This is a genomic window from Lacisediminimonas profundi (genome assembly GCF_008831265.1).
Taxonomy (GTDB): Bacteria; Pseudomonadota; Gammaproteobacteria; order Burkholderiales; family Burkholderiaceae_D; genus Lacisediminimonas; species Lacisediminimonas profundi.
The window spans coordinates 1,200,683-1,212,143 of record NZ_VTTH01000001.1 but is presented as its reverse complement, the minus strand read 5'-3'; the positions used below and the strand labels follow the sequence as shown (position 1 = coordinate 1,212,143).

Below are 11,461 nucleotides of genomic sequence, written 5' to 3'. Positions count from 1 at the left end.
CACAGGAGGGCAGATCTGAATTTTTTGTAGGAAAGCGTGACGCACGTTTGTAAGGTAATTTACCTTTTCTTACATTCGTTACGATGATTGCACGCAACTTTCCAAAAAACAATTGACTGTTACATTTTTTCGATTACCGAACGGCAACTATTTTGCGTTTCAGCCCGCCAGCGCGGCTATCCATGCCTTTTGCCGGGGCAGGCAAACCCGCTGAAGATCGTATTCCTGCGCCACGAACTGGCGCGCGGCGCTGCCAAGCCGCTCCCGATCGGCCGGATGATCCAGCAAGGCGCAGATCCGCTCGGCCAGTGCTTCGCGGTCGAAGAAGCCGGTCAGCATGCCGGTCTTGCCGTGCTCGATCACCTCGGCGACCGGCGGCGTATCGCTGGCCACAATGGCGCAGCCGGCGCTCATTGCCTCCAGCAAGCTCCAGCTCAGCACGAACGGATAGGTCAGGTAAACATGCACAGTTGACAACTGCAGCATCTCGATGAAGTTCGGATAGGCGACATTGCCCAGGAAATGCACGCGCGCCCTTTCCTCAGCCGTGAGCTGCCCGACCACTTCGGAATAGAACAGGTCGCGCCAGCTCTTGCCGGCCGGCGGCCGGTCGCCATAGCTGACCTCGTCGCCGCCGACGATCAGCACATGCAGGTTCGGGCGCCGCTTCAGCAGCGCCGGCAACGTCCGCACGAAAACGTGGTACCCGCGATAGGGCTCCAGGTTGCGGTTGACGAAGGTCACCACTTCGGCGCTCTTGTCCAGTACCAGCTCCCGGCCATTGGCGCCGGTCAGGGTCAGCCGCGCCGCGGGGTTTGGCCGGATGGCATCGGTGTTGATGCCGTCGTGGACTACGCTGATGCGCTCGCGGAACGGCAAGGGGAAGGTGCTGGCCTGCCACCGGGTCGGCGCCAGCCCGGCATCGACAATCTGGAAATTGACCAGGTTGCCCAGGTTCTTGAGCGCGATGCGGCAGCCAGCCTGCGTCAGGTCGACCGGAAATTCGGGATCGAAGCCGACGTCGTTGCCGATGGTGTTGTAATAGAACTCGCTGTACACGCCCAGCCGCGCATCCGGCCATACCTGTTTGACGAACATGCTTTCGCCCCAGCCAGGATGGGCAACCACGACATCCGGCACGAACCCGCTCTGCTTCAACTGCAGGGCCAGCCTGAACACCGCTTCGCCGCGTATCACTTTCGGTTCGAAATCGGCCAGCCAGGGATGAATGTCCTTTGCCGTCGGACGTTCATGGCGGTAGGTGAGAATGCGCACGCCATGCCACGACTGCGGGCTGCCGTCGCGGTTGCTGATGGCGACCACCTCGTGCCCATCGCGCACAAGCGCGGGCGCGAGATGCTTGAACTGACCCGGGAAGTTCTGGTGAATGAACAGGATGCGCATGAACGGATTCGAGGTGATCGGCAAAGCGCAGATTATGCGTCGATTCGTGCCGCTGCGGCACATCCGCAACAGCCTCGCTCTGGTATCATCGCCTGCACCTGCAAGCTTGCAGTGCAAGGCGAGCAGACGCAGTTCACGTCACCCGTTTTCCGGTGCTTCCCTTGCCCACAGCAATCACCCTGCCCAGCCCCAGACCCAGACCCAAGCTCGCGCCCCTCCATGAAGTCCATCCAGAAAAAATCCCCGGCAACGAGCATCGAAGAAGCGCCCGACAACGCCGCCGGCCCGCGCTCGCTGATGCGGGTGCTCAATCTGTTCGATGCCATCGCCAAGTCGGCGGATGGCATGACGCTGGCCGAATTGAGCAGCGCCCTCGCCTGTCCGAAGAGCAGCCTGCTGGCGCTGTTGCGGCCGCTGGTCGCAAACGGCTACCTGGAACATGCCGAAGGCCGCTATGGCCTGGGCCATGCGATCTTCCAGCTGTCGGCCGACATCATGGCCTCGCAGTCATTCCCCAAGGTGGTCCGGCACTACATGGAAGACCTGATGATGCGCGGCGGCGAGACTGTCTACCTGGTCGCGCTCGATCGCAGCACGCTGCAGGTCACCTATCTGGAAATGGTCGAGAGCCGGGCGGCGGTGCGCTACGCGGTGCCGGCCGGCACCGTGCGGCCGCTGTTCGTATCATCAGCCGGCCGCGTGCTGCTGGCGTTCCAGGACGAGGCGTGGCGCGAGCAGTACATCAAGTCCACGAAGATGGTGCAACCGGTCACCGGCGAAGTGATCGACAAGACATGGCTGCGGCAGGAACTGAAGCGCATACGCGAAGAAGGCGTGGCGGTCAGCATCGGCGAATCGGTGCCGGGTGCAGCCGGCATCGCGGCACCGATCCTGCTTGCCGATGGAACTGCTACCCATTGCCTGCTGATCGCCGGCCCGACCGACCGCTGCCAGCAGGAGTTGCCGCGGCTGAAGGAGTTGATTCGCGAAGTGACGGGGAAGATGTCGGTGGCGTTGCGGGATGTGCGGGGGTGACTACGGTGTTTCTTGCTGGGCAAGGTGATCAATACCGATATCCTGACTGAAAGCGCAGACCGACGCAGGCCACGAACGCTCCTTCCCTTGAAAGGGAAGGAGCGTTCGTGGGGTTCGCAAGTCAACGCTTTAAATCAGATGTAACCATCACAAGCCCGCCGCCCCTCCCCACTTCCCTGCATCATCCCCCAACCAATCCTCAAGCGCTGCCCGCGTCCCTTCTGGCGTCATGCCACGCGGCCCGACAGGCACATCGCACTCCGTGCGCGAGAAGCGTGGCGCCGGCGCCGGCTGCGTCACGCCATCGACTTCGATGAAGGTCTTGCGTGCCGCAAGGTGCGGATGCGATGGCGCCTCGGCTGGCGTCATCACCGGTGCGAAGCAGGCGTCCGTTCCTTCCAGCAGTGCGCACCATTCATCGCGGGTACGGGTACGGAATTTCGCGGCGAATACCTGCCTGGCATGCGGCCAGTCGGCACGTTCGTTCTGCCGGCCCAGCTCGGATGCATCGATCCCGAGTCGTTGCACCAGGTCGCTGTAGAACTTGCCCTCGATCGGCGCAATCGAGATCCACTTGTCGTCAGCACATTGGTAGACCTCGTACCACGGCGTGCCGGCATCGAGTATGTTCTGGCCGCGCGGCGCCAGCAGCCCGGCGGCATGCATGCCGAACAGCGAGGTGCCCAGCGATGCGGTGCCGTCGACGATGGCGGCATCAACCACCTGCCCCTTGCCTGAACTGCGGGCTTCGAGCATGGCGGCCAGCATGCCGAAAGCCAGGTACATCCCGCCGCCACCATAGTCGCCGACCAGATTCAGCGGCGGCGTGGGCGGCTGCCCGTCGCGGCCGATCGCATCCAGCACGCCGGTCACGGCGATGTAATTGAGGTCGTGACCTGCCGCGTGGGACAGCGGTCCCTGCTGTCCCCAGCCGGTCATGCGTCCGTACACCAGCCGCGGATTGCGCGCCAGGCAGTCGTCGGGCCCAAGCCCCAGGCGTTCGGTCACGCCGGGCCGGAAACCCTCGATCAAACCGTCGGCCTGCTCCACCAGCCGCAACACGAGGTCGCGCCCGGCGGGCGTTTTCAGGTCGGCTGAAATCGTCTGCCGGTTGCGCAGCATCAGGTTGTATTTCAGCGGCCGTTCCACACCCAGCTTGACCGGCTCGGTACGGTCGATGCGGAGCACCGTCGCCCCGAGGTCGGCCAGCATCATCGCCGCCATCGGCGAGGGACCGATTCCGGCCAGTTCAACAATTCGTATGCCTTTCAGCGGTCCCACATCGAGCTCCTTTCCGGATCAGTCCATCTTCACATTGTTTTTCTTTACGATCGTGTCCCAGCGAGCGAGTTCGGACTTGAGGAAGGCGCCGTACTGCTGGGCAGGCATGTACTTCGCCTCGCCGCCTTGCACTGCAAACTTCGCCGCCAGGTCCTTGTCGGTCAGCGCCGCCTTGATCGCCACGTTCAGCTTGGCGATGATTTCCGGACTGGTGCCGGCCGGGGCCATGATGCCGGACCAGGCGCCCAGTTCCAGCCCCCTGGACACCGACTCGGACAAGGTCGGCACCTCAGGCAAGGCGTCCATGCGCTTCAGGGTACTGACTGCCAGTGCATTGACGCGCTTGTCCTTGACCAGCGGGATCGCACCGGGTGCGGTGCTCATGTAGAAATCGACCTGGCCGCCGGCCACGTCGGTGATCGCCGGTGCCTCGCTCCGGTACGGCACGTGGGTCGCGGTCAGGCCGATCGAATTCAGGAACAGCAGTGCCGACAAGTGGGTGATGTTGCCGTTGCCCGCGGATGCGTAATTCATCTTGCCCGGATTGGCTTTCAACATGGCGACCAGTTCCTGCGCAGTCTTGGCCGGCAGCTTGGGCGACGCCACCAGGATGATAGGCAGGTTGGCCGTCAGCGCTACCGGCGTCATGTCGCGGTTCACGTCATAGTTGAGCTTGGGGTACAGCGCCGGGCTCAGCACGATGGACGAGGTGTTGTACACCAGCGTGTAACCGTCGGCCGGCGACTTTGCCACCAGCTCATTGGCGATATTGCCGTTGGCACCGGGCTTGTTGTCGACCACCACTTGCGTGCCAAGCGATTCGCCCATCTTTTGGGCAATGCCGCGGGCGATCACGTCGGTGCCGCCACCGGCAGCAAAACCGAGCACCAGGCGGATCGGCTTGCTGGGCCAGGCGTCTTGCGCCTGCGCCGGCAGCGCCATTGAAAACGCGCATGCCAGTGCGGCAAACAAGGTGGTGCGGCGGCTTGCGTTGATGCGCTTGGTATTGAATTTTTTGCTCATGCCTATCTCCGTTGTGTTTGTTGTTTATTGTCTGCTGAATGGATGCACGCTCCCGCGGGGGAACGCGCAGGGCCGATACCTTCTTGTGCTTATCCTGCCATGGTAAGGCCGCCGGACACCGAAATTACCTGTCCGGTGATGAAGGCCGCGTCGTCGGATGCGAGGAAGCAGATCGCTCCCACCACATCGCCCGGCTGACCCAGGCGCCCGAACGGAATCGCTTTTTCCAGTGCCGAGCGCAGCTTGTCGCCGCTGGCGCCTTCGCCGGCAAAGTCGCGGAACAGCGCGGTGTCGGTCGGGCCGGGGCAGACCACGTTGACGTTGATCTGCTTCCTCGCCAGTTCGCGCGCGAGCGTCTTCGAAAACGAAATGATGCCGCCCTTGCAGGCAGAGTAAACCGATTCGCCCGAAGAACCAACCCGTCCGGCGTCGGAAGCCACGTTGACCACCCGTCCACGGCCGCGCTCGGCCATGGCCTTGACCACGGTGTGATGCAGGTTCAGCGGCCCGACCAGGTTGATCGAGATGATCTTCTGCCAGAGTTCCGGATTGGTGTCGATGAAGCGCGCGGCGTAGTCCCAGCCGGCGTTATTGACGAGCACGTCGACCGGCCCCAGTTCGGATTCCGCTTTTGCCACCGCTTCCGACACCGCGGCGTAATCGGTGATATCCACGCCGTAGCTGGCAGCGCGTGCGCCACCCGCCTTCAGTTCAGCCGCCACCTTGGCTGCAGCTTCGGCATTGAGATCGAATATCGCGACGGCCGACCCTTCGGCCGCAAAGCGCCGGCACAGCGCCGCGCCAATGCCGCCGGCGCCGCCGGTAATCAGTACCACCTTGTCTTTCAGTCCCTGCATGGTGTTCTCCCTGTCTCCTCTGTTCCTTCCGTCGCTTATTCGCTGCGGGCCTTGACCATGCGCAGCGGCGTGTAGCTCAGCACCACTTCACCGTTCTGGTTGACGACCTTGTTGGAGGTGCGCACCAGCCCGCGGCCGGGACGGCTTTTGGAGGCGCGCGATTCGATCACTTCGCATTCCACATGCACCGTGTCGCCGGCGAATACCGGCTTGTGCACGTTCAGCTCCATGCCGAGGAAGGCGTAGCCGGTTTTCTGCATGGTCGCTTGCACCAGCAAGCCTTCGGCGATGCAGTAGACGAAGGAGCCAGGTGCGAGGCGGCCCTTGATGTCGGATTCATTCTTGATGAATTCCATGTTGGTGAACAGCACTTCCGTCATGTGGATGACGTTGATGAAGGCGCAGATATCGGCGTCCATCACGGTGCGCCCGATGGTCTTGAACTTGCGGCCGACCGGCAGGTCCTCGAAATAGAGGCCCAGGCCCAATGTCGGCATGTCGTTTGCTGGTGTCGTCGATTGCATTTTTTCTCTCCTGTTCGTTTGTTTTGATTTGGTATGCGGTGTGCGGTGTGCGGTGTGCGACGTGACTTATTTGCGCGCCTGCCGGCCCAGCACGCTGTTGGCGATGATGTTGCGCTGGATCTGGTTGGTGCCCTCGATGATCTGCAGCACCTTGGCGTCGCGGAAGTAACGGTTGATCGAGTACTCGGCCGAAATCCCGGCGGCGCCGAACAGCTGCACCGCGTCAGTCGCCACTTTCATGGCGGTGTCAGTCGCGAAGCATTTTGCCATGGCTGCCATCGGCGCCAGTTCGGCTGGCGAGGCGCCAGCATCGACCAGCGCCGCGGCCCGGTACACCAGGTTGCGCGCAGCCTCGGTCTGTATCGTCATGTCGGCCAGCATCCAGCGCACGCCCTGGAAGTCGCTGACCTGCTGGCCGAAGGCCTTGCGTTCCTTTACATACTCGACGGCATGGTCGATCGCGCCCTGCGCCAGTCCCACGCCGCGCGCGCCGATCAGGGGACGGCTGGCGTTGAACGCCTCCATCACCACCTTGAAGCCACCGCCCAGCAAATTATGGTCTGGTACGAACACATCATCCAGGAACAGCGGGCAGGACGGCACGCCACGCGCGCCGATCTTGTCTTCCTTGCGGCCGACCACGAACCCGGGCGTGCCCTTCTCGACGATGAACAGGCTGATCCCGCTGCTGCCGGGCTTGCCCGCTTCGTCGCCATACTTGGCAGCGACCAGCACGAAGTCGGCGATATCGGAATTGGTGCACCAGATCTTGGCGCCGTTGATGCGATAGCCGCCGTCGACCTTGACCGCACGGGTGCGGATGCCGCTGACGTCAGAACCGCTTTGCGCCTCGGTCGTGGAGAACGCACCGCGCAGGTCGCCACTGGCCAGGCCAGGCAGCAAGCGCGCTTTCTGTTCTTCCGTGCCGCCGGCCAAGATGGCGCCGAACGGCACCCACTGAACCAGCAACAGGTAGGCCGTGTTGTAGCAGACCCGGCCGAATTCCTCGAGCGCCAGGCAGGCGGACAGCATGCTGCCGGCGCCGCCGTATTGTTCCGGAAACGGCAGCGAGAAAAGGCCGAGTTCCTTGAGCAGCGCGAACATGTCGTGCGGGTACTCGGCGCTACGGTCGATCTCGTCGGCGCGCGCCGCCACCCGCTCGCGCGCTACCCGTCGCACCAGGTCCTGGATCTGGCGCTGGTCGTCGTTCAATGCATAGCTCGTGACTTCTTTCATGACTTCTTTCGTGCCTTCTTTCATGACTTCTTTTCCGTCGTTGCAGATGCTTCGATCGCGCCAGCAGCCCTCAAGGCCGCGATCCGCTCGCTGTCCAGGCCCAGCACTTCGGCCAGGATGGCATCGGTATGCTGGCCGCGCAGCGGTGGCGCAAGTCGGTATTCGACTGGCGTTTCCGACAACCTGATCGGATTGCGCACGGTGCCGACCGTACCGCCCTTGGCATGCGGCATGTCGACCCGCAGCTGGCGGTGCACCACTTGCGGATGTTGGAACACCTTGTCGTAGGTGTTGATGCTGCCATTGGGCACGTCCGATGTCTCGAGCACGCGCAGCCAGTGCTCGGTCGGGTGCCGGGACAAGGTATCGGCCAACTGCCCGACCAGGATGTCGCGATGACGGTTGCGGTCCGCCACCGTTGTGAAGCGCGGATCGGCCAACAGGTCGTCGCGGCCAATATGGGCGCACAGCTTGCGGAACTGGCCATCATTGCCGCAGCCGATGATGATGTGGCCGTCAGAGGTCCTGAATGGCTGGTAAGGCGTCAGGTTCGGATGTTCATTGCCCCAGCGGCGCGGTATCTCGCCCGTGGTGAAATAACTGACGATCTGGTTGGCGCCGAAATGCACGATCGTGTCCAGCAAAGCGATATCGATGTGCTGGCCGCGGCCGGACTCGCGCCGATGTTCGATGGCGGCCAGGATGGCGATGGTGGCGTTCAGTCCCGACAACACGTCGGTCACGGCGATCGCGGATTTCATCGGACCGCCGCCTGGCTTGTCATCGGACTCGCCATTGATGCTCATCAGGCCGCCTTCGCCCTGGAAAATGTAGTCATAGCCGGGCCGGTCGGCATAGGGGCCGTCCTGGCCATAGCCGGTCACGGAGCAATAGACCAGGCGCGGATTCAGTTCATGCAAGTCTTCATACGACAGGCCATAGCGGCGCAGGTCGCCGACCTTGTAATTTTCCACCAGCACATCGGCATTCAAAGCCAGTTCGCGCACCAGTTGCTGGCCTTCGGGCCGCGAAATGTCGATCGCGATCGAGCGCTTGTTGCGGTTGGCCGAGGTGAAATATGCGGAATCCTGGGTGCTGCCACCCTCCCCGTCCTGCACCCAGGGCGGCCCCCAATGCCGGCTCTCGTCGCCCAGCAGCGGACGCTCGACCTTGATCACATCGGCGCCAAGGTCGGCCAGCATCTGCGTGCTCCATGGTCCAGCCAGTACCCGCGTCAAGTCCAGTACGCGGAGATGGGAAAGTGTTCCTGCCATATATCGGTGCTCCGTTGAATCCATTGAATGATTGCCAGAAAGGTCAGGCGGATCTGTTGCGGCCGACATTCGGCGCTGATTCCTGACCGTTCATATATTCGAACGATGTTCGAATATTTAATTGACCCGTATTTTATGCCATTTTGGCGCCAGGGCGTGCGGAAAAACCTCGCTGCAAGATGGGGGAGATGAATGTGGAGAGGGATGAGGAAATGGATGAGGAGACAGCGGAACGCGGGAGCGGGCATGCGCATCGGCGTCGGTCATCGAGACATCGGGTCAGGTCGCAGCCGTAACCCGATGCCTCGATGGCTTCAAGCCAGGGCGGCGTCCCCGCATTCCCTCAGGACTTCACCTGCTCCTGCCGTATCAGCCAGCGCTCGCCCTGCCGCGTCAGCACCAGTTCCTTGACGTCGGAGCTCTTCAACTGCCCGGAACTGTAGGACTGGATGAATTTCACCGTGGCCTGGTTGCCCTCGATGCGGACCATGGGCTGCTGCACCAGGACCTTGATCTCCCGCTTGCCGGCGATACGCGACTTGCGCTCCGCCTGCCAGGCAGCGATGGACATGCCTCCCGGCGGCGTGAAATCGGGCGAGTAACTGGCCAGATAGCCGGCAAGGTCGCGCGCGCTCCAGGCGCCGGCCCAGCGGGTGACAGCGTCCAGTACAGCCGTCTGGTCGCCGCCAGCGGCTACCGGCTGGGCAGCGACACGGGGGAGGTTCGCTGGCGGGACACTGGCCACCGGTTTTGCGGCAGCGCTCACTGCGACCGGGGCGAGGTTCGCCGCCACGACGCTGGCTACCGGCTTTGCCGCCGCGGCCACTGCACCAGGCGCAGGCTTGCTTGTTGGTGGTGACGTTGCAGCCGCAACAGCCGTCGCGCCGGTAACCGCGCTGCTCAGGTTGCGCGCCAGGGTCAGCTTGGACCTGGTCTTCGCATTGCCGGCGTCCAGTTGCGCGGCCTTTTCATACGCGGCGGTGGACAGCCTGGCGTAAAGATCGCCCAGGTTCTCGTGGGCGATCGCATAGCCAGGCGCGACCTGAATGGCTTGCTGCAGCGACTCCCGTGCCCTTTCATAATCGCCTGATCCGGCCAGCAGCACGCCCAGGTTGTTATACGGCTCCGCCAGCTTGGGGAACTCCTTCGTCAATGCGGTGAACACGACGACCGCTTCGGGCTTTCGCTCCATCTGCGCCAGCACCACACCCTTGAGGAATCGCAGGTTCGCGTCCTGCGGCTTTTTGGCAATTTCCCTGTCCGCCAGGGCCAGCGCCTCCTTGTGGGCGCCGCGCTGCATCAACTTCATGACGTCATCGGCATCGCTGGCGCCTGCCAGCAAGGGGAAAAGCAGCACTGGCAAGATGGCCAACCAGTGTCCGCGGTGACGTGGTGTTTTCATTTTCTGCATGTGGGACGACATCCTCGGTTCAGGCATGACCGGACCCGGGAATCCGGACCTGGCTGTATCGCGGCTGCTGGTGGATTGCTGCGGCAGCGCGACATGTTCCGGATTGTTATGTAGTTGGAGGGGTGGCGTCAACGCGTTGATGGCCGATCGACCTGATGGCTCCCTTCCTTTCAAGGGTTGATCACTACCCAGATACAGATTGACATCGTCGACCTGCGCACGCCATGAATGCTCCCTCCCTTTCAAGGGGAGGGAGCTACAAAGTCAATCGCCCACTGCCGCTCTCCAAGTCGAGATGTGGGTAATGCTCGGCCCCTGAGTCGGGAATGCTGCCCGGGGCCCTCCCCAGGGCTTCACGTATTGTCGCCTCACTCGGCCGAAATGCCTGCCTGCTTGATGATACGCCCCCATTTTTCGGTGTCGCTTGCCATCATCTTCGCCAGGTCCGCGCCGTTGCCTGGCAAGGCTTCGACGCCGATGGAACGCAGCGATTCGACCACCGCCGGATCGGTCACTGCCTGGCGAATTCGGGCGGCGAGGAACTGGGTTGCTTCAGCCGGCGCCTTGGCCGGCAGGAATATGCCGAACCATGCAGTCAGGTCGTAACCAGGCAAGCCGGATTCCTGCATCGTCGGCACGTCTTTCAGCGCAGCCATGCGGGTACGGTTGGTGACCGCCAGTGCCTTTACCCGTCCACCCTTGACCTGCGGGATCGCAAGCGACGCATCCGCGATCACATACTGGATCCGGCCGCCGAGAAGATCGGTCATTGCCGGGGGAACGCCCTTGTAGGGAATGTTTTGCGCTTGTAGCCCTGCCATGTTGGCGTACAAGGCGCCGACTACCTGGCCAGTAGCATTGCCGGTGCCATAGGAATACTTGCCGGGCTCTTTCCTGATCATCGCGGTGAGTTCCTGCAGGGTCTTGGCCGGCACCGTCTGCGGGTTGACCAGGATCGCAAACCCAAGGGTAGCAACGGTTGCCACCGGCGTGAAGTCGCGCACCGGGTCGAACGGCATCTGCTTGAACAGGTGAACGTTGATGCCCATCGCGGAGTTCGGCGTGAACAATATCGTGTAGCCATCCGGCGCGGCAGTGGCCACAGTCTGGGCAGCGATATTGCCCAGCGCGCCGGGCTTGTTGTCGACCACCACCGGCTGTCCGCTGGTTTTTTCCATGTGCTGCGCAATCTGGCGCGCGACATTGTCGATGCCGCTGCCGGCGGGATAGCCAAGCACCATGCGGATCGGCTTGACAGGATAATCGGCCGCGTGCGCCGCCGGGACTGCGAACGGGGCAAGCAGTGCGACGGACTGGATCAGGATGGCAAGGATGCGTGATGGATGTTTCATGGTCTCGTGTCTTGTGTTTATGTTTTAGTTTTTACGGCGGGACCGGAATCGCTTCCGGAGATTG

Annotated in this window: 10 protein-coding genes; 1 reads left to right on the top strand and 9 read right to left on the bottom strand. The window is 62.6% G+C overall.

The window, feature by feature from the left end; genetic code table 11:
• Window positions 1–159: 159 nt before the first annotated feature.
• A complete protein-coding gene (locus FVE66_RS05530) occupies window positions 160–1,404 on the bottom strand; it encodes a glycosyltransferase family 4 protein (RefSeq protein WP_151446329.1) in 1,245 nt (414 codons plus the stop codon).
• A gap of 219 nt (window positions 1,405–1,623) precedes the next feature.
• Between FVE66_RS05530 and FVE66_RS05525 the strand changes: the two genes are divergently transcribed.
• Complete coding sequence (locus FVE66_RS05525) at window positions 1,624–2,439, top strand: IclR family transcriptional regulator (RefSeq protein WP_151446328.1); 816 nt, start codon at window positions 1,624–1,626, stop codon at window positions 2,437–2,439.
• Between the two features lie 147 nt (window positions 2,440–2,586).
• Here FVE66_RS05525 and FVE66_RS05520 read toward each other — a convergent pair whose 3' ends face one another.
• From FVE66_RS05520 to FVE66_RS05485, 8 genes are all read right to left on the bottom strand, one after another.
• Window positions 2,587–3,720: a CaiB/BaiF CoA transferase family protein gene (locus tag FVE66_RS05520; protein WP_151446327.1), complete on the bottom strand. Its 1,134-nt coding sequence runs from the start codon at window positions 3,718–3,720 to the stop codon at window positions 2,587–2,589.
• An 18-nt stretch (window positions 3,721–3,738) separates the two neighbouring features.
• Window positions 3,739–4,743 (bottom strand): Bug family tripartite tricarboxylate transporter substrate binding protein, encoded by a 1,005-nt coding sequence (locus tag FVE66_RS05515; RefSeq protein ID WP_166454471.1) that lies wholly within the window; start codon window positions 4,741–4,743, stop codon window positions 3,739–3,741.
• 89 nt (window positions 4,744–4,832) lie between these two features.
• On the bottom strand, window positions 4,833–5,600 hold the full coding sequence (locus FVE66_RS05510) for a glucose 1-dehydrogenase (RefSeq protein ID WP_151446326.1): 768 nt from the start codon (window positions 5,598–5,600) through the stop codon (window positions 4,833–4,835).
• A 35-nt stretch (window positions 5,601–5,635) separates the two neighbouring features.
• Window positions 5,636–6,124 (bottom strand): MaoC family dehydratase, encoded by a 489-nt coding sequence (locus FVE66_RS05505; protein WP_151446325.1) that lies wholly within the window; start codon window positions 6,122–6,124, stop codon window positions 5,636–5,638.
• A 66-nt stretch (window positions 6,125–6,190) separates the two neighbouring features.
• On the bottom strand, window positions 6,191–7,384 hold the full coding sequence (locus FVE66_RS05500) for an acyl-CoA dehydrogenase family protein (RefSeq protein ID WP_241673021.1): 1,194 nt from the start codon (window positions 7,382–7,384) through the stop codon (window positions 6,191–6,193).
• A complete protein-coding gene (locus FVE66_RS05495; protein ID WP_151446324.1) occupies window positions 7,381–8,634 on the bottom strand; it encodes a CaiB/BaiF CoA transferase family protein in 1,254 nt (417 codons plus the stop codon). Before FVE66_RS05495 ends, FVE66_RS05500 begins: the two co-directional genes overlap by 4 nt.
• A gap of 343 nt (window positions 8,635–8,977) precedes the next feature.
• Window positions 8,978–10,036, bottom strand: a complete 1,059-nt coding sequence (locus FVE66_RS05490; protein ID WP_161993190.1) for a nuclear transport factor 2 family protein — start codon at window positions 10,034–10,036, stop codon at window positions 8,978–8,980.
• 377 nt (window positions 10,037–10,413) lie between these two features.
• Window positions 10,414–11,397 (bottom strand): Bug family tripartite tricarboxylate transporter substrate binding protein, encoded by a 984-nt coding sequence (locus FVE66_RS05485; protein WP_151446322.1) that lies wholly within the window; start codon window positions 11,395–11,397, stop codon window positions 10,414–10,416.
• Window positions 11,398–11,461 lie beyond the last annotated feature (64 nt).